This window comes from Paraburkholderia aspalathi, assembly GCF_905220735.1.
GTDB lineage: Bacteria > Pseudomonadota > Gammaproteobacteria > Burkholderiales > Burkholderiaceae > Paraburkholderia > Paraburkholderia aspalathi.
The window spans coordinates 158,109-176,580 of sequence record NZ_CAJNBA010000005.1 but is presented as its reverse complement, the minus strand read 5'-3'; the positions used below and the strand labels follow the sequence as shown (position 1 = coordinate 176,580).

The following is an 18,472-nucleotide window of genomic DNA, read 5'->3' as shown; positions in this document are numbered from 1 at the left end:
TCGTCAAACGATCGGGAATCATACCATGAGGTGATGCTCTAAGCTGGAACGCGCCGGTGCGGCTCGCCGCATCGGCAATCGACTGAAGAATGGACAATACATGACGCCAGGGAGGCACATGGAGCCGAGTTCGCTCGCAGCACAATCCTTATCGGACGACGACCTGAGCGCGTTGCGACGCGCGAAACACGAACTGGAGAGCCCCGCGCTGGCGATGAAACTGGCGAGCATCGTCGGTTCGCCGCTGGAGAAGCTGCTCGCGCGCATGCCGGCTTTTGCCAACGAAAAGATCACGGATGCGACGGAACTGGCGTTGCGCAAGTGCCTCTCGATCGCGCTGCGCACGTTGGGACGGCAGGCCGGCGCCTCGCCCCTTGTGGTGCCCGACAAACCGAGCAATCTGCTGCACAAGTTCGCTGTGGCGACCACCGGCGCGGCTGGCGGCGCATTCGGTCTGTTCGCGCTGCCCGTCGAGTTACCGGTCACGACCACGTTGATGTTTCGCTCGATCTGCGACATCGCGCGTAGCGAAGGCGAGGATCTGTCGTCGATCGACACGCAGCTGCAATGCCTGACGGTGCTCGGCATGGGCGGCACCTCGAAGGCCGACGACGACGCCGACTTCGGCTACTTCATCATGCGCGGCGCGCTGGCGCAGGCGGTATCGAAGGCTTCATCCGAAATCGCGACGAAAGGCTTCACCGCGCATGGCTCGGCGGCCTTGCTACGTCTGCTCAACACGATTGCCGCGCGCTTTTCGGTGCAGGTGAGCGAGCAAATCGCCGCCAAGTCGATTCCGGCGATTGGCGCGGTGCTCGGCGCGATGGTCAACACGGTATTCATCGACCACTTCCAGCAGGTCGCGCACGGTCACTTCACCGTGCGGCGGCTGGAACGGCAATACGGTCTGGAAACGGTCGAAGCCGCCTATCAGGCAATCGACGTCACTTTGGACGGCTGAGCGGTCGTGCCGCGCCCGCTCGTTGTTGCACTCGTCACGCGCCGCACGAAGGCCGCGGCGCGGTCGAGTGCGCGGCCGCCTTCCGGGATGAATGGCGTGAACAAGGGCCAGACGTGCGGCATCTTCTTCCACACTTCGAGTTCGCAGTCGACGCCCGCCGCGCGCGCCTTGTCGGCAACGCGTTGCGAATCATCGAGCAATACCTCGGTGCTGCCCGCCATGATGAAGAGCGGCGGCAAGCCTTTCATGTCGGCATAGACCGGCGAAGCGTAGGGGTGCGTGGCGGGCGTATCGCCGAGATAAACCTGCGCGGCCCGCGCGATGGCGGGACCGCTGAACATGGGATCGAGACCGTCGTTGGTGCGAATGGTGGCGCCGGCAGCGGCGAGATCGGTCCACGGCGAGAACAGCAGGCAGCCTGCCGGCAACGGATCGCCGGCGTCGCGCAAGGCGACTACCGTAGCGAGCGCAAGGCCGCCGCCCGCTGAATCCCCCGCGATTACGATCGACTCGGGCGGCGTGCCGTCCGCGATCAGCTGACGGTAGGCTGCGGCCGCATCGTCGAGCGCGGCTGGAAAGCGGTGCTCCGGCGCGAGATGGTAGTCGAGGGAAAAGATCGGTGCGTTCGCACGCGTGGCGAGTCCGAATACGAGCGAGCGATGCGTACGCGGCGAACAGAAGTAGTAGCCACCACCGTGGCAATACAGCACGGTCGGGCCATTCCCGGAAGTGGACACGCCGTCGGCGCGCTCGATCCACTCACCCTGCAGCGGCCAATCGTTCGGCCCGTACGACTCGCGCAGACGCCAGCCCCCCGGCACGCGCGGCGACCAGGCGCGCTTGGCTGTCAGCGCACGCGCCTTCTCCACATTGATAGTCGGCTTGAGAGTTTGCGGTCGAAACTGCTTACGCAGATACCAGCAGGCGAGTGCACTTTGCCAACTCATTGGGACACGCTCCTTCGATAGTGTCCCAACATGGTACGTGCGTTCGCCGCCGCGCCAATGGACGGCGGCTTCTAATCCTGAAAAAGCGCCCGCGCCACCGGGCAAGGCTTTTCTCGTTGTCCTCTTGCCTAGTTCGCCGGCAAAACCTGCCCGCGAATCTCGCCCGTCGGATTCTGCTCGGTATGGACGTTGAAGTACCACTGCCCTGCCATCAAGTCCGTCACCTGCTGTTCAGTGAGCGCCGCCGATCCTTTGATCGGGCTCGCCAGCGCGTCCTTGCCGATTGGCACCTGGACCTTCGCGTTCTGCCCGACCGGCGCCGGGCCGTGGAAGTGCGCGGCGGTTGCCGGACCACTCAGCCCTTCATAGGTGACCGTCCATTGTAGGGACTTGGTCGACGTATCGAACGTGGCGTTCAACATGCCGTGCCCGTGACTCACGCGCGGCGGCACTTCGCTCGACGGTTCGAGATCGGCCTTCAACGCCACCGTATCCGCAAAGGCGACGCCCGACGCCAACGCCCACAACACCACAGCAAGATTTAATTTTCGAAGCGCAATCATGGTCTTCTCCGGACTTTGATGCACCGCCGCACCGACATTTCGGTCACGCGCAGAGCCACCACATACTAGTGCAAATCCGTTACAGCTGTTTGCGTCGGGGTCAAATGACATTGCGGCGATCTGCGCGACGCCTTCTTCGATATTTACAAACAGTTAATTGCGCAATTCGTACTGAATCTTTTGCGCCATCCGGATTATGCTTCCGACTGCGAGAAGTGACTCCTTCATCGAGGGATGTCTCCAAATCTTTAACGCGGCTTCGGCCGCGTTTTTTTTCGTCCTCGCAATTCGTTGCATGGATTTGCTCATGGGCGCGCACGCACCAATACGATCGCGCAAGCGAGGTGCTGCAGGCTGCCTCGGTGCGGAGCAAAGCAGCGTCATGCAAGTAACGCAGCCTGCTCCTTGATTCCATCCAGCATCGCATTGCACTTGCGCACCAATGCCAGCCCGTCGCTGCGCAAGCGCTCCGGCGTCTTGACGGTGATACCCCGACGGTAGTCTTCCAACGCATTGAGCAGCGGCGGGTACTGCAACACACTCGCGGCCCCTGCCACGCGATGATGCCACTCGCGCAGACGCTCGATCTCGATGTGTTCGAGTAGCGGCGACAATGCCTGCACGTCTTCGCGCACCGATGAAACGAATGAATCGAGCAGGGCTTTAACGGTCGATTCACTCCCCCACAATTGCGTCATATGGCTCAGATCGACCGGGATAAATGGTTCGGCACCACCATGCGCATCCAGCCCCGAAACCGGAGATGCACTGACCGTTTCAGCCGGAGCCGCTTGCCATGCGCTGTCAGTGCCGAACCAACGGCTCAGGTACTCGCGTAGTGTGGCAAGCCGCGTCGGCTTGACGAGACAGTCGTCCATGCCGGCGTCGCGACACAGCTTCAGGTCTTCCGGCGCGGTATTCGCGGTAATCCCGAGGATCGGCAAATGATGCATGCCGTCCTGCTCCCGATCCCGGATACGCTGCGCCAATTCGTAGCCGGACAGGTTCGGCATATGGCAATCCGTGATCAGACATCCGTAGCTGGTTTGCTCGAGCGCGGCGAGTGCCTCGACGCCGTCGTTCGCCACGTCGCAGGCAAAACCGAGCAAGGCCAGTTGATGACGAATCAACTCCTGATTGACCGGGTGGTCTTCCGCAACCAGGATGAGCCGTCCGCTGGCAATTGCCCGTTCGCGGTCCGGCGGGACAGCAGCGCCTTCGGCCTTGCGCGGCATGCCGGTGGAATGCGGCGCCATGGATGGCAACCCCGTCATCGCCGCGGCGCACGCCGCACCGAGACCGCGCCACGAGATTGGGTTGATACTGACGCGCACGTTGTTGTCGAGGATGCGATAGCCCGTCGGCTTGGGTTTCTCGGTCAGGCAGATGATCCGCGACCCGGGCCTGGCGTTCGTCGGCAGCGCCGCATCTTCACTCACGAAAATCATATCCACGCCTTCCAGGCCGGCGGAATCGCATAGTTCGGCCACATGCGGCGATACGCGACTCAGTTCTAGTCCAAGGGCCTGGCCGAAATGCATCAGCGCCTGTGCGACCCGCGCGTCGTCCGTCGCCACAACGCCGCGCTTGCCGCGCAAGCCGTTCACTGAGTAGTGCTGCGATGCCACTGGCATGGTGAGGCGCACCGTCATGCCTGTACCGACATCAGGTTCGCTATGCAATTCAAGGGTTCCGTTCATCAGATCGATCAACTTGCGGCATATCGTCAGACCAAGGCCGGTACCGCCGAAGCGGCGGGTAGTAGAGGTCTCCGCCTGCACGAACGGCTCGAACAACTGCGCCTGCAGCTCCGGCGCAATGCCGATGCCAGTGTCCTCGACAGTCATCTCGATCGTCTGAACGTCGCCGGCCTGATCGACGACCGCGACCTGGACGTCGACCTCGCCCTTCGGCGTGAACTTGATGGCGTTGCCGAGAAGGTTGAACAGAATCTGCCGCAATCGCACGCTGTCTCCACGGAGCGTAGCCGCGACTTCGGGCGCGATATCCACGCGTACTTTCAAGCCCTTTTCGTGGGCGCGGCCCGCGAGTAAACCGACCGCGTTGTCGACCAACTCGCGCATGTCGATCGGTTCGGCTTCGATAGTCAGCCGCCCCGCTTCGATCTTCGAATAGTCGAGCAAGTCGTCCAGAATCTGCAGCAATGCCCCCGCCGACTCGTGGATCATGCTCAACATTTCCCCCTGATCCGCATTGAGCGGCGTGCGCTCCAGCACTTCGACGAGGCCGAGCACGCCGTTCATCGGCGTACGGATTTCGTGACTCATCATCGCGACAAAGTCATCTTTTGCACGCGAGGCGGCTTCTGCCACGTCGCGCGCTCGCGCGAGTTCCTCGGACCGCGCGTGCTCGACGCTCGCGTCCACCCAATAGCCGCTCCAGACAACACTGCCATCGCTCTCGCGACGCGGCACCAGCTCCGCGCGCGCCCACTTGATCTCACACTCGACTTCGAAGCGGAACTCCATATTCACCGGCGTTTCGCAACGCGCCGATCGCTCAAGTTCGGCCAGCACGAAAGGCCGGTCCTCTTCGCAGACACGTCTGAAATCGATTTCTTCGCGGTTCATCGACGAGGCAGGGGCGGCACCCAGCAGATGTCGTGTGTCGCCGCCGATATACGGAAACGAATACGCGCCGCCCACGGTGCGTCGCAATTGAAATACGACAGCCGGCAATGAGCGCGTGACGTCGAAAAGGCGCCGCTCGGTTTCGCGCGCGAGCATTTCAGCACGCCGGATATCGGTGATATCGACCATGGTTCCGAGCACACAACTGGCCCTGCCGTCGCTGCTATGACATATCCGTGACCAGAACAGGCCGTGCCGCAGGTCACCTGTGCTGCGTTCAAACTCGAGTTCCGCCTGCGCAGGCTCGCCGCCGTTCAGCATCTTGCGTGTGAGGTCATCCAGAACGTGGCTATTGGCTTTGCCCCATGCCTGGACGTCCACGGCCGTACGTCCGATCACCACTTCGCGGCGCAATCCACACACCTCTTCATACGCACGGTTGATCGCGATGTAGCGCCCATCCAGATCTTTGGCGACGAGCGGATAAGGAACCATCTCCATCATGGTTTCCTGAAAATTCAGCTGTAGCGCCAGTTCGCGTTCGGTCTGCTTACGCAGCCTGACCTCGCGTTGCAGCAGCAGATACGCGCGTAGCGTAACCAGCAACACGAGACCGATACCAATCAGCAAGGGCAAAAGGCGCACGGCGGTAACGCTCCACGTTCCCGACTCCGCCGTGTTGCCGGCCAGCCCCTTCTGCGGGACGCGCTGCTTCTCGACCGTCAATGCGAGGCGCCGCGCAGTGGACGCAGCTTGCGCGTCGAAGCTGCTGGATAGCCAGCGCGCACGGATCGCCGTGTCGTCGGCCGGACTCATGGAAGCGAGCGCACGATCGATCTGGTCGCGTAACGCCGCGCGGTTGCGCGGGACGGCAAAGCGCAAGTCAGCGATTCTGCCGCGTTCCTCGAAAGCGACTTGCAGGCCGCGGAATTCCCCGGTGGCCAGCGCATACTGAACGACCGGAGTAAAGCCGAGATAGGCATCGGCATCGCCTTGTGCGACCGCCTGAAGCGCTGCGTGCGTACTGGCGAAGGTTGCCAGCTGGGCGCGTGGAAAGCGCTCGCGCAACGAACGCTCCAGCGCAAACCCTTTCTCCACCGCGAGGCGCGCGCCGGCAAGCTGGGCGGCACTCGTGTACGACGCATTGCCGTCGCGACGCACCACCACCGATGCCGACGCCCGAAAGTACGGCGCGCTGAAGCTGAAGCAGCGTTCCCGCTCGGGTGTGCGCGCGAGACTCATGACCAGGTCGACATTGCCGGCGCAGGCTGCGGCCAGTAGCTGCGGCATGTCAGGGAACACTTTGGACCCGATCACGACGTTCGGCCCAACGAGCGCGCGGAGATAGTCGGCGCTCAAGCCGGTTGGCTGACCGTCCAGAAGTCCGTCGAAAGGCAACCATCCATTCGCGAGAACGCCGATGGTCAACGTGGCAGGAAAGGCGCCGCCGACTTGCGGATGCGATGAATCAGCGACAGGCTGAGCCGCCGCCGACTGCATCAGCGCGACGACAAAGGCGAACATCACGAGCAGACATTGCGATACACGCCGGACCACATGCCGCACCGCGACACCGCGTTGGCGTCTCATCGCGAGCACCATGAAATTAGACGAGGCGGCGCTCACGCGACTTCGCCCTGCCCGTGAGCGAGCGATGCCGCACGCCGGCCGGACTTGTACCGGAGGAAGGAAAACAGCGCTCCGGCAGCGACGCCGCCCAGCAACGGCGCGGCCCAGAACAGCCAGAGCTGGTCGAGTGCCCAGTCGCCGACGAACAACGCCTGACCAGTGGAGCGAGCGGGATTGATCGAACCGTTGGTAACCGGGATCGACACCATGTACACGATCATCAGAGACGCACCGGCGACCAGCGGTGCGATCGGTCGCAACTTTCGCCGGCAGGTCACCATCAGACTCACCAAGACGAAAGCGCACGACAGTGCAAGCTCGATGACCAGTGCGGAATGAAGTTGATAATCGGCCGGAGAATGTTCGCCGAAACCGTTCGCTGCGAATTCGCTCGCACCCAGTTCGAAGCCGGGGCGGCCGCTCGCCACGTATACGAGCAGCGCTGCGGCTGCGATGGCGCCGAGAATCTGGGCGGCAATGTAGGGCAGCAGATCCCGAACGGGGAAACGGTGCGCGACCGTGAAGCCGATCGTGACTGCTGGATTGAAGTGCGCGCCTGAGATGGCGCCGAATGCATAGCTCGCTGTGACGAGCGCGAGACCGAATGCGAGTGAGACTTCAAGGATGCCGTAACCTTGCTGGACCGCGCCGGTGTTCAATACAATGCTGCCGCAGCCGATGAACACCACCCAGGCCGTCCCGACCCCTTCGACCCATAACCGCTTGCCTAGCCCTACCATTCCGCCTCCCAGTATTTGCGCAAATGGCAGACGGTGCTCTACTCCAGCCGCTAGACATTTGCCTGAATTTTCCAGGCTCGGCATTGCTCAGCATGGCGAAATAACTGCCTTCGTCAGGCGGCGTTGGACGTCGAGCCTCAGCTAATTCATAACTATGAAGCGGCAACTTCACCCAACCAATCAGAAGACTCCTAAAATCCTAAGAATCATCACCGGAGTCGCAGTCTAGTTCTCTGACGCAGCTATCAGGCCAACCCAATCTGCCTCGCATAGTCGATGAGGTCGTTTTCTGTCTCGAGCCCGAGCTTGCGCATCGCGCTTCGCTTCTGCGTGCTGATGGTCTTGCCACTGCGCTGCAGTCGCGCTGCAATTTCGTGGACCGCCAAACCTTGCACATAAAGCTGGAAGACCTCCCACTCACGCGCGCTCAGCACACCCGCGCGCGGCTGTGGCGGCGCATCGCATGCGTCCATCGCAATGCGCGCCTGGTCCGATAGATAAACACGGCCGCCAACCGCTGCCTCGATCGCTTCGATCAACGCCGCGGCGGTATCGCGCTTATCGACGATTCCGGCCACGCCGAGGTGCAACAATCCTGAAAGCATGTGCACATGGCAGATCATCGTCAGCACGACGACGCAAGGGCGCGGCCGCCCCCGCAACAGACGGCGGAGAAACGAGACGGCATTGTTGGCACCGTGGATGCCCGGCATGCCGATATCCGATACGACGACGTCGCACGCATGGACGTCGAGCAATTCGGCCAGCGTTTCGGTATCGGGCGCCTCACCGATTATCTCGATGTGGGGCGCTGCTTGAAGCAGACGCATCACACCAACACGAACGCAATCGTGATCGTCGGCCACGATGACGCGGATTCTTTGTGTCATTTTTTCTTGTCTTATCGACTGGCACTCCCTGCACGCAACGTGCCTCCCCGGGATGTGCCAAGTACATCTTCTGTTCGCCATGCCACCAAACCGGCATGACATCTCGTCGGCTTAGCGCCGGTTCTGCAGACAATCTTCAGAGATCACGCCGTGCTCGACAGCGAAGCGGAACAACTCCGCGTCGCTATGAAGATCGAGCTTGCGCATCGCAGTACATTTCTGAGCGCTGATCGTCTTGACACTGCGACCGAAGCGCGCGGCGATCTCCGTTACGCCAAGGCCGGAGGCGTACTGCCTGAACACCTCCAGTTCGCGGCGCGACAACATTTGACGGACAAAGTCGAGCCGCTGCGCGACTGTTGCATCGGCAATCAGCGATCGCACCGCCGGCCCGAGGTAGCACTCCCGAGCCAGCGCCGTGATGGCTGCCACGTGAATCAGATCGATCCGGTCGCGCTTGCTGATCAGCCCATCGACACCGAGCGCGATAACCTTTCTCAACGCGGCCGCTTCGGTTTCCATCGTGAGTACTACGAGTGCGACTTGGGGATAACGCATCTTGAACTGCCTGACGGCCTCCAATCCGTCGCCGTAGAGACCCCCTGACATGTAAAGGTCCATGAAAACGAGGTCGCATGGAACACGATCAACTTCTTTGAACAGTTCCGTGGCGTCGGCAGCACGACCGACGACTTGCATATCCGGATAGCCCATCATCAGATTCTCGATCGCTAACAGAACCAGTGGATGATCGTCCGCGATGATGGTACGCACAGGTGTACTTGGTTCAACGTTATCGCTCATCGTCTTTTTCTCCCCCGTACCTGAATTCCCTGCCGCTCTCTCCGGAGCAACTGGCCGTGCCGCGATCATTAATCAAATCCTGGCCGATAGACATAAGATCGCTCTTAAATGAGCAATGACCGCACTCTGAAAATTGATTAGATATACGATTTAACTCCATCAAACGCCATGCGCACGAATATAAGCAAAGAGACCGGGATCGTTGGCAACGCCGAGTTTAGCCATTGCTTCGCGTTTCTGACGACTGATAGTGCGACGATGGCATCCGAGCGTCGCGGCGATCTCGGAGATCGATTGGCCACGCACGAACATTCTTATAACTTCTGCCTGTCTGGAGGACAATCGCGATACAGGAGGCAGTTCGCTCGCGTCGTCCCGAGGCAAAGCAAGCGCCTGAATGATGGAGCGGCCGACGTACATGTCACCCTTCCTGCTCGTCTCCATCGCTTGCCAAAGCTCGTCCAACGTTTCCATTTTGCTGAGCACGCTGACTACACCATCTGACACGATGGCGCGCAGAATCGCAGTGTTCGTCAGAGCCGTCATCACAACGATGCGCAACGACGGCCATGAGGATCGGATTCGCCTGACAAGGTCCAACCCATCTTCGACCGTGCCGGATACCTCAGGCATCGTCAGATCGGTAACGAGCACATCGCATAGCGTGCTCTCCAACAGCGTGATCAATGAAGTGGGAGTAGTCGCTTCGCCGACAATGGTGACACCGGCGTGCATTTCCAGCGCGGCCCGGACGCCAAGCAGAACGAATGGATGATCGTCCGCAAGAATGACTCGAAGTTTCGTCATGATTTGTCTCTGCTGTTGTAGGCATACTCAGCAAACGTATAGGGAAATACCGTCCGCTTCATGCGCGCTCTAATGGCCCAGTGGCGTAGGACACCGCACCAAGGGCGGCCATAAAACCACTGCTACAAACCGGAGAAAATCGGAGCACTCTGAAACCCGCTGACAATTTGATAGCCCATTGCGAAACTATCAAAGCAGGAATGCGCAATTATGCAAATCGAATATGCGAGAGTTTTTTCGTCGCTATTTTTTCTTCTGAAAAGCAACATAGCGACGAGAGCGCACCGCCGCTCTCGTCGCATGAAAAATAACGAATTTGACCGGCAACATAACGCCACCGGTCGCTATTACTCCATCACGTGGCATCACAAGCGCGTGCCGCCGTCAGCTTGTTAACGCGAGCCACGCGTGGAAATACCGGCAGCGCGATCAATGCGCACAGACTGGCTACCGCCCACACCATCGGCCACGAACCCACCGACAACAACACCGGAATCGCGAGCGGCGTCAGGAACAGCGTGAGAAAGATACAGGTATTGCCGATCGCGAGTGCGGTGCCAGCGCGACTCGTCCCCGCGAGGGTCGCCAGTTCCGTGAAGGCAACGCCGTGCCATGCGGACGCGCTTATGCCGCCCAGCACGATCATCAGTGCGACCACAGCCGTCATCGCCGTATGGTGCATGCCGGCCAGACCCGTCACCAGGGCGAGCGATGCAAACAGCACCGCGGTCAGCACGCTGCAGGCGCGCATGTAAGCGCGTCGATTGCCGCGCCGGTCGGTCCACGCACCGCTCCAGACCCGCGCAATCGCAGCGCCCGTTTGGACGGCCGCCATCGTCAAACTGATCGCCAGCACACCGGCGCGGCCGAAGTCATGAAGGAAGACGGTCCCGAATGTCACGATGGCAATCTGCGGCACACACAACGTGCCGGCGCCGAGCGCCACACGCCAGATGCCGACGTCGCGTAACGGAGAAACCTTCGCCGGCGCCGCACCTGCACCGGCAACCGCAGCGTTGCGAGCCATACTCACACCGTTCCCTTCAACGTGCGAAGGCTCGTGCAGCCACCACCATGCAAACGCCGCAGTAATCGCACACGCAAGGGCCAGCACGGAGTACGCACTGGCGAAGCCGAACTTCGAGGCGAGCGCCGGCAAGATCAGCGCACCCAGGCCTCCGCCGGCCGGCACCGCGGTCTGCCGAATGCTCATCGCGAGGCCGCGCTCACCTTCGCGAAACCAGGCCATCACCGCACGGCCACTCGACCCGTTGACGCTGCCGCCGAGCAGGCCGACAAGCAGCAGGCCGAGCGCGAGCGTCGCCACGCCCGGCACATGCGCGCCGGACGGCACCACGAACAATGCCATCCCGGCTAGCGCCGCGGCAGTCGAAAGAAGTCCAAGCAACAGCACGCGGCGATCGCCCCAACGGTCGGTCAACAAACCCCACGGCAACTCGCTGACCGCAATGCCCAAACCGAGCATGCCGAGCACCAGTCCGAGCCCGTCATTGCCGAGGTGATAACCCGAACGCAAAAACACGGCCGTAGTCGGGATCCCTGAAAAAGCAGCCGAGAAACTCGCGTTCGCCGCAAAGCCCACTCCCAGCACTTTCCACCGATGGCTCGCCGTACGCGCGCCTGGTACCCGCACGGCGGCAATCGAATCGTTTCCCATGACAGCCTCTGCAATGAATGAATTGGAGGTATCCTACGGCTGGGCAAACCATCGGAAAAGCCGGAAAATCAGATGACTTCCATCGGATATACCGAATCATGAGTCAACGCGGATTTGACCTGACTCAACTGCGCACCTTCGTCGCCGTCGCCGAATCGGGCAGCGTCTCGGCGGGCGCGGAACGCGTGTTCCTGTCGCAGTCGTCGGTGAGCGAGCAGTTGAAGAAACTCGAGGAACGCGCCGGCCAGCCGCTCTTCGTGCGCAGCAAGCAGGGTGTGACCGCCACGCCGGCCGGCAGCCGCCTGCTCGATCACGCGCGCCGCATCATCGCCATGAGCGAGGCAGCTTTCGAAGACCTGCAAGGCCGCTCGCTCGACGGCGAACTGCGCATCGCCATCACGGACTATTACCGTCCGCTCGACATCGCGCGCATTCTCAAGACGTTTTCGGAACAGCATCCGCGCTTGAAACTGCACGTCACCGTGCAGCCGAGCGCCGTGATCGATAGCAGTGCCGGCGACGATGCGTCGTACGACATCGGCCTCTCGTTGCGGCTCGTCACCGGGAGCACACGCTCCACCAACCGGCGCGGTGGTGCACAAAGCACCGTTGTTCGGCGCGAGAAACTGCTATGGGTCTGCGCGGCCGATGCCAGTCCGCGGCCGGCCACGCCTTATTCGTTGGTATTGCTTCCGTCGAGCTGTCAGTTGCAGCGCTTTGTCGTGAAACTCCTCGATGAGCACAAGGTGCCGTATCTGGTATCGCATTCGGCCTCCGGGGTGGCTGGCTTGCAACTGGCGTTGAAGGCCGGGCTGGGCATTTCCTGCCTGAACGAATCGTCGATCGGCGGAGGCCTGGTGGCTTGTCCACCGAGCGTCGGGTTGCCCGCATTGCCCGCTGTCGAGTTTCATCTGTTGCCGGGGCGAATCGGCGAAAGCGAACGCGTCAGTAATGCACGCACGGCGTTGATGCATCTCTTCAGTTGACGCGCTCCGCGTCGATGCACGCACTGCGACTCAAGGAACACGACAGAAACGCAGTGCATCAATTGCATTCGGCGATGCAGTCCGCACTCGAACCAAGCAAAGAATAAATATTGAAGGCGCTCTAATCGACGCCTATGCTGATCAAATACATCACCGATTGGTCCAGCAAATTTTATTGACGCACCGGATAAATTCCTGCAACCTGCTACACGTCTGCGAGACGCATCAAGCGTTATTACTGCAGCCCGAAAGCCGCCACCCATTGGCGCACTCAGGCAGATCGTTGCTTCATAAAGAAGTTGCATTGCCGCATCGCTTCAATACTGTGCCTCCTTAATAAGTCCGTTTCGATTTGCTGTTCATGCAGTCGTGATGAAAAAGAATTGGCAGGCTTGTCATGCATCGTTCATCGATTTCGATGAGTGAATTCACGAGCGAATGCATGAGAAATAAATAGCGAAAATAACCGTTCCCCGACGAGGCCTGGCGTGCATCGTAGATCTATCGGATTTTCGATTCTGGTGGTGCTTTACGTCATGTGGCGTGGTGCGGCGTTCGCAGCCACAGACGCGTCAGCCGCGATGCCCTCGGCCATGGACGAGCGCGTGCGCGCCTGCACCTCGTGTCATGGCGTGCAAGGCCAGGGCCTGAACAACGATTACTTCCCGCGTATCGCCGGCAAACCGGCCGACTATCTGTTCAATCAGCTGAGCGCGTTTCGTGACGGCGGTCGCACTTATCCGCCAATGGGTTATCTGCTCGCCTTCCTGCCCGACGACTATCTGCGCAAGATCAGCCAGTACTTCGCGGACCTGCAACCGCCCTATCCGAATGCCGATCACACCGACGTGGCACCGGCCGTGCTCGCAGCCGGACAACGACTCGTCACCCAAGGCGACCCGGCACGCAAGATCCCGGCGTGCATCGCGTGTCATGGAGCACGCATGACGGGCACGCAGCCTGGCATCCCGGGCCTGCTCGGCCTGCATGCGAGCTACATCGCCGGGCAGATGGGTACGTGGCGCTCGGGCACACGTCACGCGCTTGCGCCGGACTGCATGCATTCGATCGCCGTCAAGCTGACCGACAAGGACATCACCGCGGTATCGAGTTGGCTCGCGCGCCAGCCGCGCCCTGCCGATCCACGGCCCGCGCCGGCGTCCGCTGAGCGGTTGCCGCTTGCATGCGGGAGCCAACCGCAATGAAGACGACCTTCCGCTCGATCCACGCTGTTGCGCATGCCATGATGAAGCGCCGTCGTACTGCTGTATTCAGCTTGCTGATTGCCGGCTTGTTCGTCGCCGGTGGCGCCGCGCTTTTCAGCGCACCGCGAGCGCTGTTGATCGCTGAAGCGAGCGCGGCTGAAGCGGTGCCTGCCGCCACAACCGCAACTACCGCAACGGCCACTGGCGACAAAGCCGACACCCGTCCCGACATCGTCAAACGCGGCGAGTATCTGGCGCGTGCCGGCGACTGCGTCGCCTGCCATACCGCGCCGCGTGGCAAACTTTTCGCAGGCGGCCTCGCCATGGATACGCCGTTCGGTACGCTGTATTCGCCGAACATCACACCGGACGCGCAGTACGGCATCGGCACATGGAGCGAGGACGCGTTCTTCAAGATGATGCGCACCGGCCGCACGCCGGACGGCACCCTGCTCTACCCTGCGATGCCGATCGCCCAGTACACCAAGGTCACACGTGAAGACTCGAACGCGATCTTCGCGTACCTGAAATCCGTGGCGCCAGTACGCGAGCCGAATCACAAGCACACGCTGCGCTTCCCGTTCAACCAGCGCAAGCTGCTATATGGCTGGCGCACGTTGTATTTCCGTGAAGGCGAATTCCAGCCGGACCCGACCAAATCGGTCGAATGGAATCGCGGCGCGTATCTCGTCGATGGGCTCGGGCACTGCACGATGTGCCACACCAAGATCAACATGCTCGGCGGCTCGTCGCAAAGCGAGCAGTTCGCGGGCGGTCTGATTCCGGTGCAGAACTGGTACGCGCCCTCGCTCACATCCGACAAAGACGGCGGTCTCGGCGACTGGAGCATCAAGGACATCGTCGATCTGCTGCAAGCGGGAATTTCCGATCGCGGCGCTGTGTACGGACCGATGGCCGAAGTCACCTATCACAGCCTTCAGTACATGACGGAAGATGACGTCAAGGCGATGGCCGTCTATCTCAAGACCTTACCGGACAATCGCGGCCGCAAGTCGGGCCCGTCCGCACCGACCAATACCAACGTGTTTGCGCTCGGCGAAAAGATCTACGCCGACAAATGCGCCCTGTGTCACGGCGCGAACGGCGAGGGTCAGTTGCAGCACTATCCACCGCTCGCACGTAACCAGTCGATCGAAATGGACTCCGCGGTGAACCCGATCCGCATCGTGCTCAACGGCGGTTTTCCGCCCGGCACGGCGCGCAATCCCGAGCCGTACGGCATGCCTCCGTTCGGTCAGGAGTTGAACGACACCGATGCTGCCGCCGTCGTCACGTATATCCGCACTGCGTGGGGCAACCACGGCCAGCCGGTGACGTCGCGCGAGGTCAACGAATTGCGCAAAGCACCGCTGCACTGAACCTGAACTGCTGCACCGGAGAATCTCCAGATGGAAGCGAACGATACCCGCAGCGCGGCCCCACCTACGGATGAAGAAGTGGAACGTGTCGTCGCGGCCGGCCCGCATGGCGCGATCGCCGTGGCCGGCGTCGCCACGCTGATCGTCATGGCGATCTGGTTCGGCTTCTACTTTCTTGTCTTCCTGCCGCGCGGCGTCATCCACTGACTATGTCGACTGATTCCAATCACCAACCGGGCAGCGGTCACGAAGTCGCTTTACGCGCAGAGCGCCGCTGGGCGATTTTCGCCACGGCGCTGATCGTGCTGATGCTCGTCGTCATTGTGTACTCGGGGCTGCATTGGGCGATGATGCCGCCGTCGCGAGTCGAGACGATCGATCCTTCGCGCCTGCAACTGTCGGGCGAATTCGTCGAAGACAACCTCGGCAGCGCCGTCGAGCCGGATGGCTCGGTAGTCGTGCGTTTTGTCGCGCAGCAGTATTCGTTCACGCCTCAATGCCTGCTGGTGCCTGCCGACACGCCGATCACAATACGCACCACCAGCGCCGATGTCGTGCACGGGCTGCTCGTCACCGACACCAACATCAACACGATGGTCGTGCCCGGCTATGTTGCTACGCTGAATACGCGCTTTGACAAACCCGCCGATCACACCATGCCGTGTCACGAGTTCTGCGGCTTCGGCCACCAGACCATGTGGGCGCACGTCAAGGTCATCGACAAAGCCACGTTCTTCGAGCAAGCCCGACAATCACGGAGGCTCAGCTGTGTTTCACGCTAAGCGACTCGTTCTCGCGCATTTCTGGCTGGCCTTCATCGCGTTTCTGATCGCACTGCTGCTCGGCGCGTGGCAGATGCTGGTACGCAGCCCGCTGCTGCCGTGGGTCGGCGACCCCGAGCTCTACTATCGATCGGTGACCGCGCATGGCTCGGTGATGGCTTACGTGCTGCCCACGTTGGTGTCGATGGGCTTCGGTTACGCGATCGTCGAACTCGCGCTCGCGCAGCGGCTTGTCGGTTTGAAATGGGCCTGGGCCGCATTCATCATGCTGGCAGTTGGCGCGGTGATGGCGATGGTGCCGGTCGCGCTAGGCAAGGCATCAGTGCTCTACACCTTCTATCCGCCGATGATCGGCAGTCCGTTCTACTACCTCGGCGTGGTGCTGGTGGTGGTCGGTTCTTGGATCTGGGTCGCGCTGATGCACGTGAATCTGCGCATCTGGAAGCGTGCAAATCCCGGCAAGCCGATACCGCTCGCGATGTTCGCCAACGTCGCAGGCGCGTATCTGTGGGCCTGGACCGCAATCGGTGCGGCGCTCGAAATCCTGTTCCAGATCTTGCCCGTCGCTTTCGGTCTCACCGACACGATCGATGCCGGCCTCTCGCGCATCCTGTTCTCGTGGACACTGCATGCAATCGTCTACTTCTGGCTGATCCCGGCTTACATCGCCTACTACACGCTGGTGCCGCGTGCGATCGGCGGACGGCTCTATAGCGATTCGATGGCGCGCGTGTCGTTCATTCTGTTCCTCGTGTTCGCGATGCCGATCGGCATTCACCACCTGTTCGCCGATCCGCAAGTCGGTTCGGGCTTCAAGTTCCTGCATGCGGTGTTCACCGGCATGGTGTCGGTGCCGACGTTGCTGACGGTGTTCACCATCTGCGCTTCGGTGGAAATCGCCGGCAGACTGCGCGGCGGCAAAGGCGCATTCGGCTGGCTGACCGCATTGCCGTGGCAAAACCCGATGATGCTGGTGATCGCGTTTTCGTTCGTGATGCTGGGGCTCGGCGGTGCGGGCGGCCTGATCAACATGAGCTATCAGTTGAACTCGACCGTGCACAACACGCAGTGGGTGACTGGACACTTCCATCTGATTTTCGGCGGGGCGATCGTCATCATGTACTTCGCGATCGCGTACGAACTGTGGCCGCAACTGACCGGCCGTGCGATTACGTCGGTGAAGCTGGTGCGTACGCAACTGTGGCTGTGGTTCATCGGCATGATGGTGGTGACGCTGCCGTGGCATTACGTCGGTCTGCTCGGTGCGCCACGCCGCATGGCCTACTATGACTACAACATGCCGGGGATGGAATCACAGGCGTTCTGGGTAGGGATGTCGGCGGTGGGCGGACTGATCCTGGTGGTGTCCGGCGTGCTGTTCATCTACATCCTCGCGAAGTCGCAATTCGGACCGGAGGTACAGCAACAGAGTTTCCGCTTCGCGAGCGCGGTTCAGCCGGTCGAGCACGTGCCCGCCGCGCTCAATAGTTTCGGCTTGTGGGTGGCGTTGATGATCGGGCTGACGGTCGTCAACTACAGTGTGCCGATCGTTCAGTTGCTCAAATTGCCGCAGACGTCGGTGCCGGCAGTTGTCGTTGGAGCGCAGCGATGAGTCAGGAACGCGTCTTCAGCTTGCGCAATCCGTGGTTCACGGTGAGCCTGGGCGGCACGATTGCGATTGCCGTGGTCGCGATACTGATCGGCTTCGTCTGGTTGCCATCGGCGAATAGCGGATTCAGCGAGCGCGGCATATGGGCGACGATTTGCAGCGCCGCGGGTGCGCCGTCGAGCTGGTACGGCGGCGCCAATATTGCCGGCCCGGCGCCGAGCGAGGTGGTGGTCTTGCCGCCATTGCGATGGGTGCGCGCAGATGCGAATTCGATTGGCCGCGGCGCGACGATTGCGACGCAGAATTGCTCGATGTGTCATGGCGTGCTGGGCACCGTGCAGGTGACGGCGCCTGCATTGGCCGGGCAGTATGCTGACGTGGTCTACAAAGAGTTGCGCGACTATCAGAACGGTGTGCGGCAAAACGCGGTGATGCAGCCGATTATCGCGGCTCGCAGTGATCAGGATCTGCATGATCTGGCGGCTTACTATGCTTCGCTTTCTCGCGCGCCGGCGGCCGAGGTTTTGCCTACAGGCGTTGGACCGGATGCGAATGCTGTGAAGCTTGCGATGCAGGGCGATCCGCAGCGGAATATTGCGCCTTGTGCGGCCTGTCATGGACAGTTGGATCGTAAAGGGGCGGCGCCCTGGCTTGGGGGACAGTCGTCCATTTATCTCGCTGCGCAGATGCGAGCGTTTGCCTCCGGCGCGCGGCATAACGATATTAACGAGCAGATGCGGAATGTGGCTCGGCAGATGACTTCGGCGGAGATTGATAGCGTCGCTAAGTATTACGCGGCTATGCAGTAATCGTTCGAGTCAGTTTTAGCCTTTGCGACGCTCGATGCGGTGCGCAAGGTCTGCGTGGTCGGGAGATTTGTCGCAACGCATCGCAACATCGT

At 61.2% G+C, this 18,472-nt stretch carries 16 protein-coding genes; 8 read left to right on the top strand and 8 right to left on the bottom strand.

Features of this window, described 5'->3' with window-relative positions; genetic code table 11:
* Positions 1-118 precede the first annotated feature (118 nt).
* Positions 119-961 (top strand): EcsC family protein, encoded by an 843-nt coding sequence (locus tag KHO30_RS27455; protein ID WP_211703059.1) that lies wholly within the window; start codon positions 119-121, stop codon positions 959-961.
* Here the strand turns inward: KHO30_RS27455 and KHO30_RS27450 are convergent.
* The 8 genes from KHO30_RS27450 to KHO30_RS27415 form a co-directional block, all read right to left on the bottom strand.
* Positions 931-1,908 (bottom strand): alpha/beta hydrolase, encoded by a 978-nt coding sequence (locus KHO30_RS27450; protein WP_093643595.1) that lies wholly within the window; start codon positions 1,906-1,908, stop codon positions 931-933. The two genes, KHO30_RS27455 and KHO30_RS27450, sit on opposite strands and share 31 nt — an antisense overlap.
* A 128-nt stretch (positions 1,909-2,036) precedes the next feature.
* On the bottom strand, positions 2,037-2,471 hold the full coding sequence (locus KHO30_RS27445; protein WP_093643597.1) for a CHRD domain-containing protein: 435 nt from the start codon (positions 2,469-2,471) through the stop codon (positions 2,037-2,039).
* A gap of 380 nt (positions 2,472-2,851) precedes the next feature.
* Positions 2,852-6,652, bottom strand: a complete 3,801-nt coding sequence (locus KHO30_RS27440) for an ATP-binding protein (RefSeq protein WP_211702907.1) — start codon at positions 6,650-6,652, stop codon at positions 2,852-2,854.
* A gap of 32 nt (positions 6,653-6,684) precedes the next feature.
* Positions 6,685-7,431, bottom strand: coding sequence for an aquaporin Z (gene aqpZ / locus KHO30_RS27435; RefSeq protein ID WP_211702906.1), 747 nt, complete (start codon positions 7,429-7,431; stop codon positions 6,685-6,687).
* Between the two features lie 245 nt (positions 7,432-7,676).
* Positions 7,677-8,321, bottom strand: a complete 645-nt coding sequence (locus KHO30_RS27430) for a response regulator (RefSeq protein ID WP_211702905.1) — start codon at positions 8,319-8,321, stop codon at positions 7,677-7,679.
* 111 nt (positions 8,322-8,432) lie between these two features.
* Positions 8,433-9,125: a response regulator gene (locus KHO30_RS27425; protein ID WP_093643604.1), complete on the bottom strand. Its 693-nt coding sequence runs from the start codon at positions 9,123-9,125 to the stop codon at positions 8,433-8,435.
* A gap of 159 nt (positions 9,126-9,284) precedes the next feature.
* Positions 9,285-9,932 (bottom strand): response regulator, encoded by a 648-nt coding sequence (locus KHO30_RS27420; RefSeq protein ID WP_211702904.1) that lies wholly within the window; start codon positions 9,930-9,932, stop codon positions 9,285-9,287.
* Positions 9,933-10,287: 355 nt separating this feature from the next.
* Positions 10,288-11,610 (bottom strand): MFS transporter, encoded by a 1,323-nt coding sequence (locus KHO30_RS27415; protein ID WP_211702903.1) that lies wholly within the window; start codon positions 11,608-11,610, stop codon positions 10,288-10,290.
* A 98-nt stretch (positions 11,611-11,708) separates the two neighbouring features.
* Here KHO30_RS27415 and KHO30_RS27410 point away from each other — a divergent pair, with 98 nt between their 5' ends.
* From KHO30_RS27410 to KHO30_RS27380, 7 genes are all read left to right on the top strand, one after another.
* Entirely contained in the window at positions 11,709-12,596 is an 888-nt protein-coding gene (locus KHO30_RS27410; protein WP_093643608.1) for a LysR family transcriptional regulator, read from the top strand.
* A 488-nt stretch (positions 12,597-13,084) separates the two neighbouring features.
* Positions 13,085-13,801, top strand: a complete 717-nt coding sequence (locus tag KHO30_RS27405) for a c-type cytochrome (protein ID WP_211702902.1) — start codon at positions 13,085-13,087, stop codon at positions 13,799-13,801.
* Positions 13,798-15,180 carry a c-type cytochrome gene (locus KHO30_RS27400; RefSeq protein WP_211702901.1) on the top strand — a complete coding sequence of 461 codons (1,383 nt, stop codon included), beginning with the start codon at positions 13,798-13,800 and terminating at the stop codon, positions 15,178-15,180. Before KHO30_RS27405 ends, KHO30_RS27400 begins: the two co-directional genes overlap by 4 nt.
* 30 nt (positions 15,181-15,210) lie before the next feature.
* Complete coding sequence (locus KHO30_RS27395; protein ID WP_167378501.1) at positions 15,211-15,387, top strand: hypothetical protein; 177 nt, start codon at positions 15,211-15,213, stop codon at positions 15,385-15,387.
* Positions 15,388-15,389: 2 nt separating this feature from the next.
* Positions 15,390-15,962 carry a cupredoxin domain-containing protein gene (locus KHO30_RS27390; RefSeq protein WP_054037650.1) on the top strand — a complete coding sequence of 191 codons (573 nt, stop codon included), beginning with the start codon at positions 15,390-15,392 and terminating at the stop codon, positions 15,960-15,962.
* Positions 15,949-17,574: a b(o/a)3-type cytochrome-c oxidase subunit 1 gene (locus tag KHO30_RS27385; RefSeq protein WP_211702900.1), complete on the top strand. Its 1,626-nt coding sequence runs from the start codon at positions 15,949-15,951 to the stop codon at positions 17,572-17,574. Before KHO30_RS27390 ends, KHO30_RS27385 begins: the two co-directional genes overlap by 14 nt.
* A complete protein-coding gene (locus KHO30_RS27380) occupies positions 17,571-18,380 on the top strand; it encodes a c-type cytochrome (RefSeq protein WP_211702899.1) in 810 nt (269 codons plus the stop codon). The genes KHO30_RS27385 and KHO30_RS27380 overlap by 4 nt, the downstream gene beginning before the upstream one ends.
* The last annotated feature ends 92 nt before the right edge of the window (positions 18,381-18,472 follow it).

What these genes read in the sequence shown, in the direction of transcription:
- KHO30_RS27455 (WP_211703059.1), top strand. Translation starts at nt 119, where the DNA reads ATGGAGCCGAGTTCGCTCGCAGCACAATCCTTATCGGACGACGACCTG.
- KHO30_RS27450 (WP_093643595.1), bottom strand. Translation starts at nt 1,908, where the DNA reads ATGAGTTGGCAAAGTGCACTCGCCTGCTGGTATCTGCGTAAGCAGTTT.
- KHO30_RS27445 (WP_093643597.1), bottom strand. Translation starts at nt 2,471, where the DNA reads ATGATTGCGCTTCGAAAATTAAATCTTGCTGTGGTGTTGTGGGCGTTG.
- KHO30_RS27440 (WP_211702907.1), bottom strand. Translation starts at nt 6,652, where the DNA reads ATGAGACGCCAACGCGGTGTCGCGGTGCGGCATGTGGTCCGGCGTGTA.
- aqpZ (WP_211702906.1), bottom strand. Translation starts at nt 7,431, where the DNA reads ATGGTAGGGCTAGGCAAGCGGTTATGGGTCGAAGGGGTCGGGACGGCC.
- KHO30_RS27430 (WP_211702905.1), bottom strand. Translation starts at nt 8,321, where the DNA reads ATGACACAAAGAATCCGCGTCATCGTGGCCGACGATCACGATTGCGTT.
- KHO30_RS27425 (WP_093643604.1), bottom strand. Translation starts at nt 9,125, where the DNA reads ATGAGCGATAACGTTGAACCAAGTACACCTGTGCGTACCATCATCGCG.
- KHO30_RS27420 (WP_211702904.1), bottom strand. Translation starts at nt 9,932, where the DNA reads ATGACGAAACTTCGAGTCATTCTTGCGGACGATCATCCATTCGTTCTG.
- KHO30_RS27415 (WP_211702903.1), bottom strand. Translation starts at nt 11,610, where the DNA reads ATGGGAAACGATTCGATTGCCGCCGTGCGGGTACCAGGCGCGCGTACG.
- KHO30_RS27410 (WP_093643608.1), top strand. Translation starts at nt 11,709, where the DNA reads ATGAGTCAACGCGGATTTGACCTGACTCAACTGCGCACCTTCGTCGCC.
- KHO30_RS27400 (WP_211702901.1), top strand. Translation starts at nt 13,798, where the DNA reads ATGAAGACGACCTTCCGCTCGATCCACGCTGTTGCGCATGCCATGATG.
- KHO30_RS27395 (WP_167378501.1), top strand. Translation starts at nt 15,211, where the DNA reads ATGGAAGCGAACGATACCCGCAGCGCGGCCCCACCTACGGATGAAGAA.
- KHO30_RS27390 (WP_054037650.1), top strand. Translation starts at nt 15,390, where the DNA reads ATGTCGACTGATTCCAATCACCAACCGGGCAGCGGTCACGAAGTCGCT.
- KHO30_RS27380 (WP_211702899.1), top strand. Translation starts at nt 17,571, where the DNA reads ATGAGTCAGGAACGCGTCTTCAGCTTGCGCAATCCGTGGTTCACGGTG.